Annotated in this window: 13 protein-coding genes; 12 read left to right on the top strand and 1 reads right to left on the bottom strand. The window is 71.6% G+C overall.

Annotated features, from left to right (window positions below):
- Positions 1-109 precede the first annotated feature (109 nt).
- The 5 genes from IE294_RS26455 to IE294_RS49765 all read left to right on the top strand — a co-directional run bounded on the left by IE294_RS26455 (position 110) and on the right by IE294_RS49765 (position 3,215).
- The gene (locus IE294_RS26455) at positions 110-991 is read left to right on the top strand and encodes a type II secretion system F family protein (RefSeq protein ID WP_373315852.1); all 882 of its coding nucleotides are present in this window, start codon (positions 110-112) and stop codon (positions 989-991) included.
- Positions 992-1,114: 123 nt separating this feature from the next.
- Positions 1,115-1,903 (top strand): type II secretion system F family protein, encoded by a 789-nt coding sequence (locus IE294_RS26450; RefSeq protein WP_189890162.1) that lies wholly within the window; start codon positions 1,115-1,117, stop codon positions 1,901-1,903.
- A 193-nt stretch (positions 1,904-2,096) separates the two neighbouring features.
- The gene (locus IE294_RS26445; protein WP_014674039.1) at positions 2,097-2,234 is read left to right on the top strand and encodes a DUF4244 domain-containing protein; all 138 of its coding nucleotides are present in this window, start codon (positions 2,097-2,099) and stop codon (positions 2,232-2,234) included.
- Positions 2,235-2,256: 22 nt separating this feature from the next.
- Positions 2,257-2,595, top strand: a complete 339-nt coding sequence (locus IE294_RS26440; protein ID WP_189816849.1) for a TadE family type IV pilus minor pilin — start codon at positions 2,257-2,259, stop codon at positions 2,593-2,595.
- 164 nt (positions 2,596-2,759) lie between these two features.
- Positions 2,760-3,215 carry an Rv3654c family TadE-like protein gene (locus tag IE294_RS49765; protein WP_373315851.1) on the top strand — a complete coding sequence of 152 codons (456 nt, stop codon included), beginning with the start codon at positions 2,760-2,762 and terminating at the stop codon, positions 3,213-3,215.
- 190 nt (positions 3,216-3,405) lie between these two features.
- Here the strand turns inward: IE294_RS49765 and sftH are convergent, their stop codons facing one another.
- The gene (gene sftH / locus IE294_RS26430) at positions 3,406-5,898 is read right to left on the bottom strand and encodes a DEAD/DEAH box helicase (protein WP_189890156.1); all 2,493 of its coding nucleotides are present in this window, start codon (positions 5,896-5,898) and stop codon (positions 3,406-3,408) included.
- Positions 5,899-5,978: 80 nt separating this feature from the next.
- Here sftH and bldG point away from each other — a divergent pair, with 80 nt between their 5' ends.
- From bldG to topA, 7 genes are all read left to right on the top strand, one after another.
- Complete coding sequence (gene bldG / locus IE294_RS26425; protein WP_014674042.1) at positions 5,979-6,320, top strand: anti-sigma factor antagonist BldG; 342 nt, start codon at positions 5,979-5,981, stop codon at positions 6,318-6,320.
- 182 nt (positions 6,321-6,502) lie between these two features.
- Positions 6,503-6,937, top strand: coding sequence for an ATP-binding protein (locus IE294_RS26420; protein WP_189890154.1), 435 nt, complete (start codon positions 6,503-6,505; stop codon positions 6,935-6,937).
- A 371-nt stretch (positions 6,938-7,308) separates the two neighbouring features.
- On the top strand, positions 7,309-9,711 hold the full coding sequence (locus IE294_RS26415; RefSeq protein WP_189890153.1) for a sodium-translocating pyrophosphatase: 2,403 nt from the start codon (positions 7,309-7,311) through the stop codon (positions 9,709-9,711).
- A 213-nt stretch (positions 9,712-9,924) separates the two neighbouring features.
- Positions 9,925-10,536 carry a small secreted protein gene (locus IE294_RS26410; protein WP_229917353.1) on the top strand — a complete coding sequence of 204 codons (612 nt, stop codon included), beginning with the start codon at positions 9,925-9,927 and terminating at the stop codon, positions 10,534-10,536.
- A gap of 232 nt (positions 10,537-10,768) precedes the next feature.
- Complete coding sequence (locus IE294_RS26405; RefSeq protein ID WP_189890149.1) at positions 10,769-12,289, top strand: DUF7059 domain-containing protein; 1,521 nt, start codon at positions 10,769-10,771, stop codon at positions 12,287-12,289.
- 387 nt (positions 12,290-12,676) lie between these two features.
- Complete coding sequence (locus tag IE294_RS26400; RefSeq protein ID WP_189890147.1) at positions 12,677-12,874, top strand: hypothetical protein; 198 nt, start codon at positions 12,677-12,679, stop codon at positions 12,872-12,874.
- Positions 12,875-13,131: 257 nt separating this feature from the next.
- Positions 13,132-15,963 (top strand): type I DNA topoisomerase, encoded by a 2,832-nt coding sequence (gene topA, locus IE294_RS26395; protein WP_189890145.1) that lies wholly within the window; start codon positions 13,132-13,134, stop codon positions 15,961-15,963.
- The last annotated feature ends 97 nt before the right edge of the window (positions 15,964-16,060 follow it).

The following is a 16,060-nucleotide window of genomic DNA, read 5'->3' as shown; positions in this document are numbered from 1 at the left end:
CGGGGGCGTTCGGCAGATCAGTTCGTTCGGCGGATGAGTGGCAGATCAGTTCGTCGGCGGATGAGTAGCGGGTCAGTGAGCTTCGGCGGATCGGTCGAGGTCAGCAGTGATGAGAGGAGTGACGGAAGTGATCGGTGAGACGTCCATGGGGGCCGCGCTGGTCTGTCTCGGCGCGCTGGTGTGGCTGCTGGGCGGGCGGCACTACGGGATGCGGCGGGCGCGGCTGCTGCTGGCGGGGGGCGGGGTGGTGACGACGGGACCGCCTGTCTGGGAGCGGTTCCGCGCGGAACTGCGCCGGCAGCACGGCCGATGGGGAGCCGAGTGGTGGGCGCTCGTCGCCGGTCTGGGGATCGCCCTGCTGGGTGCCTCGGTGATTCCGGTGGTCGCGGGGGCCGCCGGGGTGCCCGTCCTGCGCCGGATGCGGCTGGCCCGGCAGGTCCGGCTCACCCGGGAGCGGCGGGCCGACGCGGTGATCGCCCTGTGCGGTGGGCTCGCCGGGGAGGTGCGGGCGGGACGGCAGCCGGGGGAGGCGCTGTTGCGGGCCGCGCGGGACTCCGGCGGACTCGGCGACGCACAGGCCGCCGTGGTGGCCGCGGCCCGGTTCGGCGGAGACGTGCCCGGCGCGCTCGCCGTGGCCGCCCGGCAGCCGGGGGCGGAGGGCCTGCTCGGACTCGCCGCGTGCTGGCGGGTGGCCGTGGACCAGGGCGCCGGACTCGCCACCGGCCTGGACCGGCTGGACGGGGCCCTGCGCGCCGAACGGGATCAGCGATCCGACGTACGCGCCCAGTTGTCGGGTGCCCGGGCCACCGCGGTGCTGCTCGCCGCACTGCCCGTCCTCGGGCTGCTCCTCGGCACGGCCATGGGGGCGGACCCGCTGCGTGTGCTGCTGCACAGCGGCGCGGGTCTCGGCTGTCTGACGGCCGGTGCGGTGTTCGAGACGGCCGGGATGTGGTGGGCGATGCGGATCGTGCGGGGGGCGGAGGCCGGGTGAGGTGCGCCGTGCGTATGTGGCGAATAGCCCGAGTGACCGAAGACCGAAGACCGAACGGCCGAAGACCGAACGGCCGAAGACCGAACGGCCGAATGGCCGAATGGCGGGGAAGGGGTGTGCGGCATGACTGGGGAAGTCATCCACAGGCTGGGGACGGCGGTGGTCGTGGTGCTGGTCCTCGGCTGGGGTGTCCGGCGGCTGGAGCTGGCGCGACGGCGGCGTCGGGCGCGGCGCCGGGTGGCCGATCTGCTGGGCTTCGAAGTGCCTGATCGTACGGCCCAGTTGACGATTCCGGACATCGTTCGGCGGCGATGGGTGTCGACGGCCGGCGCGGCGTGTGGTGTCTGGGTACTGGTCGGCGGGGTCGTCGGTGTGGTGCTGGGGCTGGGCGTGGGCGTGGTGCTGTGGCGGTGGCGGGGCCGTCAGGCGGCAGCCGGACAGCAAGAGGTGGCCGATACGGCCGGGGCCGCGCGCCAACTCCCGCTCGACGCCGATCTGCTGGCCGCCTGCATCGCGGCTGGTGCCGGTCCGGTGATCGCCGCCCAGGCGGTGGGGGAGGCCCTTGGCGGACCCGTCGGGCAGGCGCTGGCGCGGGGCGCGGCGGAGGTCCGGCTCGGCGGCGAACCGGCTGACGCCTGGCGGAGCTTGGCGGCGCTGCCCGGTGCCGGTGCCGGTGCGCTGGCGCGGCTGCTGGAGCGGGCCGACGAGTCCGGGTTGCCCGCGGCCGGCCCGGTCGCCCGGCTCGCGTCGGACGCGCGTGCGGAGTGGGCCCGTGCGGCGACGGTCCGGGCGCACAGGGCGGGCGTACTGATCTCGGCGCCGGTCGGCCTGTGCTTCTTGCCCGCGTTCATCGCCGTCGGCGTGCTGCCGGTCGTGATCGGGCTGGCGGGTGGGGTGATGGGAGGGAGGTGAGGGCGAGGAGAGCGGGCCGGTACGCGGACGCCAGGTAAGCGCGACGAACGACGACGAGCGGCAACTAGCGACGACGAACGAGAACGAACGACAACTAGCGACAAAGACCAAAAGCCTCACGGGGGTTGAAATGTTCGAGAAGATCAGGAAAGTGGCGGTCCGGGTGCGTGAAGCCTGCCGTCGGGACGGCGGAATGGTGACGTCCGAGTACGCCATGGGGATCATCGCGGCCGTCGGGTTCGCGTTGCTGCTCTACAAGGTCGTCACCAGCGGCCAGGTCCAGGCGGAGTTGCAGGCCATCGTGAAGAAGGCCCTCAGTGCGCGGATGTGAGCGAGGTGGGGACCGTGGGTTCGTGACCGCGGAGGCGGCCGTGGTGCTGTCCGTGCTGGTGGCGTTCACGATGGCGCTGGTCTGGGGGTTGCTTGTGGTGGCGGCGCGGATCGAGTGCGTGGACGCGGCCCGAGCGGGCGCCCGGGCCGCCGCCCGGCAGGACCCGGCCGAGGCGGTGGTGACGGTGACCCGGGAAGCGGCGCCGAGGGGAGCGCGGGTGACCGTCGCGCGCGAGGGCGACCGGGTCCGGGTGACGGTGGCGGCCAAGCCACCGGTGCTGAGCGGGTTGCCGTTCGAGGTCCGGGAGGAGGCCGTGGCCCTCGCCGAGGACACGGTGGGACCGAGGGAGGAGGGGCCATGAGACGCCGGGGCGGGCCGACCGGCGAACGGGTGCGGGCCGGCGGTCGATGGGGGACCCGGGGAGGGGAGCGCGAGGGGTCGCGGTGCGGTGGGCACGCGCAGCCGGACCGGCCTTCGGGCTCTGACCGTGGATCCGCCACCGTCTGGAGCCTGGGGGCGATCGCCGTGCTGTGTGTGGTGTTCGGCGCCGTGCTCGCTCTCGGGCAGGCCGTCGTCGTACGACACCGGGCGGCCGGCGGCGCCGACCTGGCCGCGCTCGCGGCGGCGGACCACTGGGCCGAGGGCGGCACGGCGGCCTGCGCCCGGGCCGAACGGCTGGCGGCGGCCCAGGGAGTACGGCTGGTGCGGTGCGCGATCGTGGGCGACACGTCCGAGGTGACGGTGGCCGCAGGAAGGGGGCCGTTCACGGCGGAGGTCAGAGCGAGAGCGGGACCGGCGGCTGCCGTACCGCCCGGCGTGACGGACGGGTCCGCGGTTTCCGGCGCCGCGGGTGGCTCAGTGGTCGGGCCGCCTGGCACCACGGGTGGCTCTCTGGGTGGGCCGCCCGGTGTCCCGGACGGCTTGCCGGCTGTGCCGCCGGGTGTCCGGGGCGACTCCGGTGCCGTGCCGGACAGGTCCTGAACCCGGCCGCCTGACTGCGGCTCCCAGGCCCTGCCGGGCCACACCGCCCGATGCCCCGGACGGCTTCCAGGTCATGCCGGCTGCCCCGAGCGGCACCCTGGCGGCCCCACCGCCTGGCGTTGCGGTGGCCCACCGCCTGGTGGCCCGGTGGCCTGGTGTCCCGGCATCCCGGCGCTCCCGAGCCGTGTCGCTAGCCCCCGCGCCTGCTCTCCCCCGATTCCCCAGCGCCCGTCCCCTCCGGCGCCCCTCGCAGCAGCACCGTGAGCAGTCGTACCGCGCCCCTCTTGTGCAGTGGGTCGTTGCCGTTGCCGCACTTGGGGGACTGGATGCAGGACGGGCAGCCCGCCTCGCACTCGCAGGAGGCGATGGCCTCGCGGGTGGCGGTGAGCCAGGCGCGGGCGGTGTGGAAGGCGCGCTCGGCGAATCCGGCGCCGCCGGGGTGGCCGTCGTAGACGAAGACCGTGGGGAGGAGGGTGTCGGGGTGCAGGGGCACGGACACGCCGCCGATGTCCCAGCGATCGCAGGTCGCGAAGAGGGGCAGCATGCCGATGGAGGCGTGCTCGGCGGCGTGCAGGGAGCCGCCGAGGATCTCCGGGGTGATCCGGGCCTCGTCCAACTGGTCCTCGGTGACCGTCCACCACACCGCGCGTGTGCGCAGCGTACGAGGAGGGAGGTCGAGCTTCGTCTCGCCCAGCACTTCGCCGGTGATGAGGCGGCGGCGGAGGTAGGAGACCACCTGGTTGGTGACCTCCACCGAGCCGTAGCACAGGCGGCCGGCGCCCCACGGGATCTCGGTGTCCGTCTCCAGGATGGCGATGGACGTGGTGTCGCGGGCGACCGTCGAGTACGGCGGGTCCGCCTGCTCGACCAGGGCGACGGAGTCCTCCAGGTCCAGGGAGCGCACCAGATAGGTGCGGCCCTGGTGCAGGTGGACGGCGCCTTCGTGGACGGCGGAGTGCGCGGCGCCCGCGTCGACCGTGCCGAGCAGGCGGCCCGTGCCGGCCTCGACGACCTGCACCGGACGGCCGCCGGTGCCGCGGATGTCGGTGAGGTCGGCGGCCCGCTCCCGGCGGGTCCAGTGCCAGGCCCTGGTGCGCCGGCGGAGCAGCTTCGCGGCCTCCAGCTGCGGCAGGACGTCCGCGCAGGCGGGGCCGAAGAGGTCCAGGTCCTCCTCGGTCAACGGCAGCTCCGCGGCGGCGGCGCACAGGTGCGGGGCGAGGACGTAGGGGTTGTCGGGGTCGAGCACCGTGGATTCCACCGGCTGGTCGAACAGGGCCTCGGGGTGATGGACGAGGAAGGTGTCCAGCGGGTCGTCGCGGGCGACGAGGACCGCGAGGGCGCCCTGGCCGGAGCGGCCCGCGCGGCCGGCCTGCTGCCACAGGGAGGCTCGGGTGCCCGGGTAGCCGGAGATCACCACCGCGTCCAGGCCGGAGACGTCCACGCCCAGCTCCAGGGCGGTCGTGGCGGCAAGACCGAGGAGTTCGCCGGAGTGCAGTGCGCGTTCCAGGGCACGGCGCTCCTCGGGGAGGTAGCCGCCGCGGTACGCCGCGACACGCCGGGCCAGGGAGCGGTCGACCTCGGCGAGTCTCTCCTGGGCGATGACCGCGATCAGCTCGGCGCCGCGCCGGGAGCGTACGAAGGCGACCGAGCGCACACCCTGCACGGTGAGGTCGGTCAGCAGGTCGGCGGTCTCGGCGGTGGCGGTACGCCGTACGGGTGCGCCCCTCTCGCCGTGCAGTTCGGTGAGCGGGGGCTCCCAGAGGGCGAACACCAGCTCTCCGCGCGGGGAGGCGTCGTCGGCGACCTCGACGACCGGCAGGCCGGTCAGCCGGCGGGCGGCGACCGCGGGCTCGGCGGCGGTCGCCGAGGCCAGCAGGAACACGGGGGAGGAGCCGTAGCGGGCGCACAGGCGGCGCAGCCGGCGCAGGACCTGGGCGACGTGCGAGCCGAAGACGCCCCGGTAGGTGTGGCACTCGTCGACGACGACGTACTTGAGCGATTTCAGGAAGGAGGACCAGCGGGGGTGGGAGGGGAGTATCCCGCGGTGCAGCATGTCCGGGTTGGTGAGGACGTAGTTGCCGTACTGGCGGATCCACTCCCGTTCCTCGAACGGGGTGTCGCCGTCGTACACGGCCGGTCGTACCGATGTGCCGAGGGGTTGTGAAAGTTCCTTCACAGACCGGCACTGGTCCGCCGCGAGCGCCTTGGTGGGGGACAGGTAGAGGGCGGTGGCACCACGGCCGTTCGGGGCTTCCGCGCCGTCCAGGAGGGTGGACAGGACGGGCACGAGGTAGGCGAGGGACTTGCCGGAGGCGGTGCCGGTGGCGACCACCACCGAGTCGCCGTCCAGGGCGTGCTCGGCGGCCAGTGCCTGGTGCGCCCAGGGGTGCTCGATGCCGCACGCCTGGACGGCCGCGATCACTTCGGGCCGAATCCGGTCAGGCCAGACGGCATGGCGGCCCGCGCGCGGGGGCAAGTGCTCCGTATGAGTGATGCGCGCAGCCCGGCTCGGCCCGGCGGTGAGCCGGTCCAGAACCGTGCCCGGAGACGGGCGGGAGGCCGGGCGGGCCTGGGGTCGATCGGATCGGTGATTCTTGGCCATCGGCACCGAGTGTGTCACTGGCGTGACGGACAATGGAGCCAAGGCGTCGTGCACGCCTGCCGGTAAGTGATTGAATGCCATCGCGGCTGGCGAAACGTCCCGGGGGCCGCAAGCGAGGTGCCCGAGGGGCGACCGCTCGATAGCAAGGTGCTGGAGGATCCGTGGACCTGTCCCTGTCGACCCGTACCGTCGGCGATCGTACGGTCGTCGAGGTCGGTGGCGAAATCGACGTATATACCGCGCCCAAGCTGCGTGAGCAGCTGGTCGAGCTGGTGAACGACGGGAATTTCCACCTCGTCGTCGACATGGAAGGCGTGGACTTCCTCGACTCCACCGGGCTCGGCGTCCTGGTCGGCGGCCTGAAGAGGGTTCGTGCCCACGAGGGCTCGCTGCGTCTGGTCTGCAACCAGGAGCGCATTCTGAAGATCTTCCGCATCACCGGCCTCACCAAGGTGTTCCCGATCCACACCACGGTCGAGGAAGCGGTGGCGGCCACCGACTGATCGGTCGCCGACCGATCCCGGACCGGTCGCCGGCGTCGGGCTCCTGCCGGGGCCCGGTCGTCGGCCGGTCCCGTCCTGGGCCGATGCCGATGTGGCGGCCCGGAATACAGATGTACACCAGGGGGTGCGGGCGCTCGGCGGCCCCGCCCCCGACCGCACGCCCGTAGTCGCGAGGGGGATGCATGGCCACCGTCGAACTCCGCTTCAGCGCGCTGCCCGAGCACGTCAGGACCGCCCGGCTGGTGGCGGCAGCGGTGGCGCGCAGGGCCGGAGTGGACGAGGCCGTCCTGGACGAGGTGCGGCTGGCCGTGGGAGAGGCATGCTCCCGCGCAGTCGGACTCCACCAGAACAGTGGCGTCACGGCACCGGTGAAGGTGGCGCTGATCGAAGAGGAGAAACAGTTCTCCATCGAGGTCGGCGACGAGGCTCCGCATGCCGCCCCGGGCGGCGGCACGCCGGGCGCCGGGCAGGAAGCCGAGGCGGAGGCCGAGGAGGACGAGATGGGCCTCGCGGTCATCAGCGGTCTCGTCGACGACGTGGAGGTCACCACCGGGCAGAACGGTGGCCTGATCCGCATGACCTGGCCGACCGCGCCGTCGGCCGCGGCGCTCACCTGATCCAGCCCGTCTGATCCAGCCCGCCTGATCTCGTCTGTTCGATCTCGCTCACCTGGTCCGGCCGACCGGTCTCACTCGACTGGCCGTAGCCGCCGAAAACCACCCGACAAGCGCACAGGGGCCCTGCCGAGCAGGGCCCCTGTCGTGTTTGTGCGGCCACCACGGGGAATTCGTGAACGAATTCACGATCAAAACCGTGGTAATTTGATCAAGTGCCGGGTGGCCGACAATGGCTTTAGGGCATTACGTTGTTTGAGTTTGCTGTATGTACACGCAGGCCAATTCCGTTTACCGTCCCCTGTCTAGACTCACTCGACGGTACCTACAATCCGTCCACATCTTGAGCTCAGCCCAAGCGTCAAGGAGGACGAATGGCGGGGCTTTCCACTCCTCAGTCGGATCACCTCACGCCCCTCGCAGCCGCGGTCCTGACCGACGACAACAGGATCATCGTCGCCGTCATCGCGGCGGTCGCCCTGGCCGCGCTGGTGGTCGCGGGGATCCTGGTCCGCCAGGTGCTGGCGGCCGGCGAGGGCACCGACAGCATGAAGAAGATCGCCGAGGCGGTCCAGGAAGGTGCCAAGGCGTATCTCGCCCGGCAGCTGCGCACGCTCGGCGTATTCGCCGTCGTCGTTTTCTTCCTGCTCATGCTGCTGCCCGCGGACGACTGGAATCAGCGGGCCGGTCGCTCGGTGTTCTTCCTGATCGGAGCGGCGTTCTCGGCGGCCACCGGCTATATCGGCATGTGGCTCGCCGTGCGCAGCAATGTGCGGGTCGCCGCGGCGGCCCGGGAAGCAACTCCGGCGGAAGGCGAGCCGGAAAAGGATCTCACCACCGTCTCGCACACGGCGATGAAGATCGCATTTCGCACGGGCGGCGTCGTCGGCATGTTCACGGTGGGGCTCGGCCTGCTGGGCGCCTCCTGTGTGGTGCTGGTGTACGCGGCCGACGCGCCGAAGGTGCTGGAGGGCTTCGGCCTCGGCGCCGCCCTGATCGCGATGTTCATGCGGGTGGGCGGCGGCATCTTCACCAAGGCCGCCGACGTCGGCGCCGACCTGGTCGGCAAGGTCGAACAGGGCATTCCGGAGGACGACCCGCGCAATGCCGCGACCATCGCCGACAACGTGGGCGACAACGTCGGCGACTGCGCGGGCATGGCGGCCGACCTGTTCGAGTCGTACGCCGTGACCCTGGTGGCCGCGCTGATCCTCGGCAAGGCCGCCTTCGGTGACTCCGGGCTGGCGTTCCCGCTGCTGGTGCCCGCCATCGGTGTGATCACGGCGATGATCGGCATCTTCGCGGTCGCCCCGCGCCGGGCCGACCGCAGCGGCATGTCAGCGATCAACCGCGGCTTCTTCATCTCCGCGGTGATCTCACTGGCGCTGGTCGCGGTCGCGGTCTTCGTCTACCTGCCGTCGAAGTACTCCGCCCTCGACGGCGTCACCGACGCGGCGATCAGGGGCAAGGACGGCGATCCGCGCATCCTCGCGCTGGTCGCGGTGGCCATCGGCATCCTGCTCGCCGCCGTCATCCAGCAGCTGACCGGCTACTTCACCGAGACCAACCGCCGTCCGGTGCGGGACATCGGCAAGACCTCCCTCACCGGCCCGGCCACCGTCGTCCTCTCCGGCATCTCGGTGGGCCTGGAGTCCGCCGTCTACACCGCGCTGCTCATCGGGCTCGGGGTGTACGGCGCGTTCCTGCTCGGCGGTACGTCGATCATGCTGGCGTTGTTCGCGGTCGCGCTGGCCGGCACCGGGCTGCTCACCACGGTCGGCGTGATCGTCGCCATGGACACCTTCGGGCCGGTCTCCGACAACGCGCAGGGCATCGCCGAGATGTCCGGAGACGTGGAGGGCGCGGGCGCGCAGGTGCTCACCAACCTGGACGCGGTCGGCAACACCACCAAGGCCATCACCAAGGGCATCGCCATCGCCACCGCCGTCCTCGCCGCGTCGGCGCTGTTCGGGTCGTACCGCGACGCGATCACCACCAACGTGCAGGACGTCGGCGCGAAGCTCACCGGGCCGGGGGCGCCGCTCAGCCTGTCCCTGGACATCTCGCAGCCCAACAACCTCGTCGGCCTCATCGCGGGCGCCGCGGTCGTCTTCCTCTTCTCCGGACTGGCCATCAGCGCGGTGTCGCGGTCGGCGGGTTCGGTGGTGTTCGAGGTGCGGCGGCAGTTCCGTGAGAAGCCCGGGATCATGGACTTCAGCGAGAAGCCCGAATACGGCAAGGTCGTCGACATCTGCACCAAGGACGCCCTGCGGGAGCTGGCCACGCCCGGTCTGCTCGCCGTCATGGCGCCGATCTTCATCGGGTTCACGCTCGGTGTCGGCGCGCTCGGCTCCTACCTCGCCGGCGCGATCGGCGCGGGCACGCTGATGGCGGTGTTCCTCGCCAACTCCGGCGGCGCCTGGGACAACGCCAAGAAGCTGGTGGAGGACGGCCACCACGGCGGCAAGGGCAGCGAGGCCCACGCGGCCACGGTGATCGGGGACACGGTCGGCGATCCGTTCAAGGACACCGCCGGACCCGCGATCAACCCGCTGCTGAAGGTCATGAACCTGGTCTCGCTGCTCATCGCACCGGCAGTGATCAAGTTTTCCTACGGCGACGACAAGAACCTCGGGGTGCGGATCGGTGTCGCCATCCTCGCGCTGCTGGTGATCGTCGTGGCCGTGTATATCTCCAAGCGGCGCGGGATCGCCGTCAGCGACGACGACAGCGCCGGGCGGGTCGCCAACCCGCCGGACGCCGCGGTGGTTTCGTAGATCGCAGCAAGAAATCCCTGCTCACGGGCGGGCGGGCGGCGTGTGCTGACGCCGCCCGCCCGCTTGTCGTCTGTGGGCTCGCCCACGTCGTGAGCCTTCTCTCCCATGGCGTGAAAGATCACAAAACCTGACTTATGCCTCCCCCGGCGGGGGGAGGGAGTGCGTCCGCCGTGTAGATTCCGGGGGCCGAGAGCCATGGAAGGGACCAATCCGGTGAACAAGAAGCTCGCGGCCGCACTGTCCGGCGGTGCGGTACTGGTGGTGGCGGTGTCCGGGTGCAGCGACGGCGGTGACAAGGGGCCCGACCCCAAGCTGGTGTCCTGGGCCAAGACGGTGTGCGACGCGGTGCCCGCGCAGGACGCGAAGATCAGGTCGGCCAACGCTTCGATCGCGGCCATCGCCACGGACACCAACCTCCCGCCCAAGGACGCCCAGAAGACGTACGCGACGGCGTTCCAGGACATGGCCGAGGGCTACAAGGCGCTCGCCGATGCCCTCGACAGCGCCGGTGCGCCTCCCGGGATAGACGGCGGCGCCAGGCTCCAGCAGGACGCGGCCAAGAACCTCGCCGGCCTCTCCACGTCGTACGCCGACCTGAAGAAGAAGGTCGACGGGCTCAACACCAAGGACCAGGGCAAGTTCGCCAAGGGCCTGAAGGAGGTCGCCCTTCAGACCAAGGAGGTCGGCAAGCAGAGCGACAACGGCACGGAGGCGCTGAAGCGGCTGGAGAAGGGCGACGTCAAGGAGGCGATGGCCGAGCAGCCCAGCTGCAAGGTCACACCGTCCGGCTCCGCACAGCCGACGGCGTCGACGACGGCGGGCTGACGTCTGCGGGTGCGCGGCCGAGGCCCCGAGTCGGCTCGGGGCAGTCGCAACGAGTCGATGCGGGCGGTCCTCGCGAGTTGGTACCGGGCAGTCGCCCCGAGCCGGTCCCGGGCAGTCGCCACAAGCCGGTCCCGCGCAGCCGTCCCGAGTCGTCACGCGTAGTCCCCCCGATCGGTGTCGGCCAGCCACCGCGAGTCGGCCCCGGGCGGCTGTCGCGGGCCACAATGGGGGCGTGACTGACTCCCGACCCGCTCCCCTGCCCGCTACCGACCGGCCCGACATCGCCGCGCGCCTGAGGGACGCGCTGCTGGCCGCCTCCTTCACCGCCGACGGGCTGCTCGACCTGCTCGGCGCGCCCGCGTACGCGGCGCTGGCCCGCAGCGAGACCGTGCCCGCTCTCCGGGCGACCCGTGGCGACACGCCGCTGGAGACGCTCGTACGGCTGTTCCTGCTCCAGCAACCGGTGCCCCACGCGCGCGTGGCGGCCGTTCTGCCGGTCGAGGAGGCGGTGGAGGCCGGCTGGCTCAGGCGCGTGGGCGGTGACGAGGTGGCCGCGACCGTGGACGTACGGCCGTACGGCGGCCCCGGCGGCGAGGACTGGTACATCGTCTCCGACCTCGGCTGCGCGGTCGGCGGAGCCGGCGGCATCGGACAGCGTGACGAGGGTGTCGTCCTGGGCGTCGGCGGCGCCTCGACGACCCTCGCCGGCATCACCGTCCGCACTCCCGTCTCCGCCGCCCTGGACCTGGGCACCGGGTCCGGCATCCAGGCGCTGCACGCCGCGCAGCACGCCACACGCGTCACGGCGACCGACCTCAACCCGCGCGCGCTGCACATCACGGCGCTCACGCTGGCGCTCTCCGGGGCGCCCGCCGCCGACCTGCGCGAGGGCTCGCTGTTCGAACCGGTCAGGGACGACGAGACGTTCGACCTGATCGTCTCCAACCCGCCGTTCGTGATCTCCCCGCGCGCCCGGCTGACGTACCGGGACGGTGGCATGGGCGGGGACGATCTGTGCCGCTCGCTCGTTCAGGAAGCGGGGGAACGGCTGAACGAGGGCGGGTTCGCGCAGTTCCTCGCGAACTGGCAGCACGTGGCGGGGGAGGACTGGCAGGACAGACCCAGGTCGTGGGTGCCACGCGGGTGCGATGCCTGGATCGTGCAGCGCGAGGTGCAGGACGTCACGCAGTACGCCGAGCTGTGGCTGAGGGACGCCGGTGACCACCGTGGGGACCCGGCGGAGTACCAGGCGCGGTACGACGCCTGGCTCGACGAGTTCGAGGCGCGCAAGGTCAGGGCGGTCGGCTTCGGCTGGATCACCCTGCGCAGGACCGGGTCCGCCGAGCCCGTCGTCACCGTGGAGGAGTGGCCGCACCCGGTCGAACAGCCGCTCGGGGAGACGATCCGGGCGCACTTCGAGCGGCTCGACTATCTCCGGGAGCACGACGACGCGGCGCTGTTGGACAGCCGCTTCAAGCTCGTCCCCGAGGTGGTCCAGGAGCAGGTCGGGCTGCCCGGCGCCGAGGACCCGGAGCATGTGGTGCTGCGCCAGCACCGCGGGATGCGCCGGGCGACGAAGGTGGACACGGTGGGTGCCGGGTTCGCGGGGGTGTGCGACGGCACGCTGAGCGCGGGCCGCATCCTGGACGCCATCGCGCAGCTCGTCGGCGAGGACCCGGTGGTGCTCCGCGACCGCACGCCCGCGCAGATCCGGCTGCTGGTGGAGCAGGGCTTCCTGGAGCCGGCGGGCTGAGCGGGCGCGCGGGGCGGGAGCGCCGCTGTGAGCAGTGCCGCGGCGCCGGGTGAGAGGCCCCGCGAGGAGCGGTGCCGGGCAGGCGCCGTACGCCGGGTGCCCGTGCCGTCGTAGGCGCGGTCGGATCATCTTCCGATCGCGTCGCGCGCGTCGTCGTATGCCGGGGGCACGGGCCCGGTGGGGTTGCCGAGCGGAGGCGGCGCCGAACCGTTTCCCGAAAACGGCCGGAAAAAAAAAATCGGCAGCGGGTGCGAGGCCGTTCGATTCGAGTGTGCGTTCGAATGCTGGGGGGTCTTCCGTTCACCCCGATGTCGCCCGCCCGCCTCCCGCGCGTGCCACCCTCCCGGCGCTGGGCAGAGCCGACGGCAGGGAAGGGGTGCTCGGGCGATGGAGAGCGGGCCGGCGATCTTCGCGGGAGTGGTGTTCGCCCTGTTCGGGGCCGGTCTGCTGACGTGGACCGGTACCCGTCTGCGGCGCCGGGAACCGGTGGCCGCCGGTGTGAGTCGGGTCGCATCCGCCGCCGTCGCGAGCCTGGCCGGGACGATCGCGCTGAGCCTCGCCGTGTACTGCCTGACCCGGCTCTGAGACGGGTGCCCGCCCTGTCCGGGGGGTAAGGGGAACGTCACGCTCCGGACAGGATCGCGGGGGTGGCCGGGCGGTCCGGGCGGCAGGAATGGCGGTAGTCGGGTTACCGTTCGAGTGGCCGTTGTGGGCTTTTCCCGTTTGACACGGGGGCGGGATGTAGCGTCACACTCCGCAGCGTCACACGTGCCAGCAGTACGCCGCGACCCCGGGACCAAGGCCTGGGGAGGCCCCAGCGTCGACCGGAGAGAAGAGCGAAGTTGTCCCCGACCAGCGAGACCGCACAGGGCGGCCGCCGACTCGTCATCGTCGAGTCGCCTGCCAAGGCGAAGACGATCAAGGGCTACCTCGGCCCCGGATACGTCGTCGAAGCGAGCGTCGGGCACATCCGCGACCTTCCCAACGGCGCCGCGGAGGTGCCCGAGAAGTACACCGGCGAGGTCCGTCGCCTCGGTGTGGACGTCGACCATGACTTCCAGCCGATCTATGTGATCAACGCGGACAAGAAGGCCCAGGTCAAGAAGCTCAAGGACCTCCTGAAGGACTCCGACGAGCTGTTCCTCGCCACTGACGAGGACCGGGAGGGCGAGGCGATCGCCTGGCACCTCCAGGAGGTCCTGAAGCCGAAGATCCCGGTCAAGCGCATGGTGTTCCACGAGATCACCAAGGACGCGATCCGCGAGGCCGTCGCCAACCCGCGCCAGCTCAACCAGAAGCTGGTCGACGCCCAGGAGACCCGCCGCATCCTCGACCGCCTCTACGGCTACGAGGTCTCCCCGGTGCTGTGGAAGAAGGTCATGCCCCGGCTGTCGGCCGGCCGCGTGCAGTCCGTCGCCACACGGCTCGTCGTGGAGCGGGAACGCGAGCGCATCGCTTTCCGTTCCGCTGAGTACTGGGACCTGACGGGCACCTTCGCGACCGGCCGCGCGGGGGACCTGTCCGACCCGTCGTCGCTGGTCGCCCGCCTCCAGACCGTCGACGGCCGGCGGGTCGCGCAGGGCCGCGACTTCGACTCCCTGGGACAGCTCAAGAGCGAGAACACCCTCCACCTCGACGAGGCGACCGCCCGTGCCCTCGCCGCCGCCCTGGAGAACACCCGCTTCTCCGTGCGGTCCGTCGAGTCCAAGCCGTACCGCCGCTCGCCGTACGCCCCGTTCCGTACGACGACGCTCCAGCAGGAGGCCAGCCGCAAGCTCGGCTTCGGCGCGAAGGCGACCATGCAGGTCGCCCAGAAGCTGTACGAGAACGGCTACATCACGTACATGCGTACGGACTCCACGACGCTGAGCGACACGGCGATCTCCGCTGCCCGCGCCCAGGTCACGCAGCTGTACGGCGCCGACTACCTGCCGCCGCAGCCGCGCACCTACGCCGCCAAGGTCAAGAACGCCCAGGAGGCGCACGAGGCGATCCGTCCGTCGGGTGATCGTTTCCGCACGCCCGCGGAGACCGGCCTGACCGGTGACCAGTTCAAGCTGTACGAGCTCATCTGGAAGCGGACCGTCGCCTCCCAGATGAAGGACGCGACCGGCAACAGCGTCACGGTGAAGATCGGCGGCACCGCCGCCGACGGCCGGGACGTCGAGTTCAGCGCCTCCGGCAAGACGATCACCTTCCACGGCTTCCTGAAGGCCTACGTCGAGGGTGCCGACGACCCGAACGCCGAGCTGGACGACCGCGAGCGCCGGCTGCCGCAGGTCGCCGAGGGCGACGCGCTGTCGGCCGAGGAGATCACGGTCGACGGCCACGCCACCAAGCCCCCGGCCCGCTACACCGAGGCCTCCCTGGTCAAGGAGCTGGAAGAGCGCGAGATCGGCCGCCCGTCGACGTACGCGTCGATCATCGGCACGATCCTGGACCGCGGCTACGTCTTCAAGAAGGGCACGGCCCTGGTGCCGTCGTTCCTGTCGTTCGCCGTGGTGAACCTCCTGGAGAAGCACTTCGGGCGGCTCGTCGACTACGACTTCACGGCCAAGATGGAGGACGACCTCGACCGCATCGCGGCGGGTGAGGCCAAGGCCGTGCCGTGGCTGAAGCGCTTCTACTTCGGCGAGGGGACGGCCACGGGCGGCGCGGCCGACGCCGGCAACGGCGACGGCGACCACCTCGGCGGCCTCAAGGAGCTGGTGACCGACCTGGGCGCGATCGACGCGCGCGAGGTGTCGTCGTTCCCGGTCGGCAACGACATCGTGCTCCGCGTCGGCCGCTACGGCCCGTACATCGAGCGCGGCGAGAAGGACACCGAACAGCACCAGCGCGCCGACATCCCGGACGACCTGGCACCGGACGAGCTGACCGTCGAGCTGGCCGAGGAACTGCTGGCCAAGCCCAGCGGCGACTTCGAGCTGGGCACCGACCCGGCCACCGGCCACGCGATCGTCGCCAAGGCCGGCCGCTACGGCCCGTACGTCACGGAGGTCCTCCCCGAGGGCACCCCGAAGACCGGCAAGAACGCGGTCAAGCCGCGTACGGCCTCGCTCTTCAAGTCCATGTCGCTCGACACGGTGACGCTGGACGACGCGCTGAAGCTGATGTCGCTGCCGCGTGTCGTCGGCACCGACGCGGACGGCCAGGAGATCACCGCGCAGAACGGCCGCTACGGCCCGTACCTGAAGAAGGGCACGGACTCGCGCTCGCTCCAGTCCGAGGACCAGCTCTTCACGATCACGCTGGAGGAGGCGCAGGCGATCTACGCCCAGCCGAAGCAGCGTGGCCGAGCGGCAGCCAAGCCGCCGCTGAAGGAGCTGGGTGAGGACCCGGTCTCCGGCAAGCCGGTCGTGGTCAAGGACGGCCGCTTCGGTCCGTACGTCACCGACGGCGAGACCAACGCGACCCTGCGCTCCGGCGACAGCGTCGAAACGATCACTCCTGAGCGTGGTTTCGAGCTGCTCGCCGAGAAGCGCGCGAAGGGGCCCGCCAAGAAGACCGCGAAGAAGGCGGCGGCGAAGAAGACCGCCCCGGCGAAGAAGACCGCCGCCAAGAAGACGGCCGCGAAGAAGACGACGGCCGCGGCGAAGAAGACGACCGCCAAGAAGACCACCGCCAAGAAGGCGACGGCTTCCAGGGCGACGGCTTCCGGCGCGGAGGACTGACACGCCGCCGGACCGGCGGTCTCCCTTTCCGGTGCGCACGACGAACGCCCCGGCACCCCTTCGGTGCCGGGGCGCGCGCATGCCCGGACACGCGAGG

Origin of the sequence: Streptomyces canarius, assembly GCF_014650735.1 — a bacterium.
GTDB classification, from domain to species: domain Bacteria; phylum Actinomycetota; class Actinomycetes; order Streptomycetales; family Streptomycetaceae; genus Streptomyces; species Streptomyces olivaceoviridis.
Note: the sequence above shows the minus strand (reverse complement) of the source record. Positions and strands in the feature narration are given on the sequence as shown.

What these genes read in the sequence shown, in the direction of transcription:
- IE294_RS26455 (WP_373315852.1), top strand. Translation starts at nt 110, where the DNA reads ATGAGAGGAGTGACGGAAGTGATCGGTGAGACGTCCATGGGGGCCGCG.
- IE294_RS26450 (WP_189890162.1), top strand. Translation starts at nt 1,115, where the DNA reads ATGACTGGGGAAGTCATCCACAGGCTGGGGACGGCGGTGGTCGTGGTG.
- IE294_RS26445 (WP_014674039.1), top strand. Translation starts at nt 2,097, where the DNA reads ATGGTGACGTCCGAGTACGCCATGGGGATCATCGCGGCCGTCGGGTTC.
- sftH (WP_189890156.1), bottom strand. Translation starts at nt 5,898, where the DNA reads ATGGCATTCAATCACTTACCGGCAGGCGTGCACGACGCCTTGGCTCCA.
- IE294_RS26420 (WP_189890154.1), top strand. Translation starts at nt 6,503, where the DNA reads ATGGCCACCGTCGAACTCCGCTTCAGCGCGCTGCCCGAGCACGTCAGG.
- IE294_RS26415 (WP_189890153.1), top strand. Translation starts at nt 7,309, where the DNA reads ATGGCGGGGCTTTCCACTCCTCAGTCGGATCACCTCACGCCCCTCGCA.
- IE294_RS26400 (WP_189890147.1), top strand. Translation starts at nt 12,677, where the DNA reads ATGGAGAGCGGGCCGGCGATCTTCGCGGGAGTGGTGTTCGCCCTGTTC.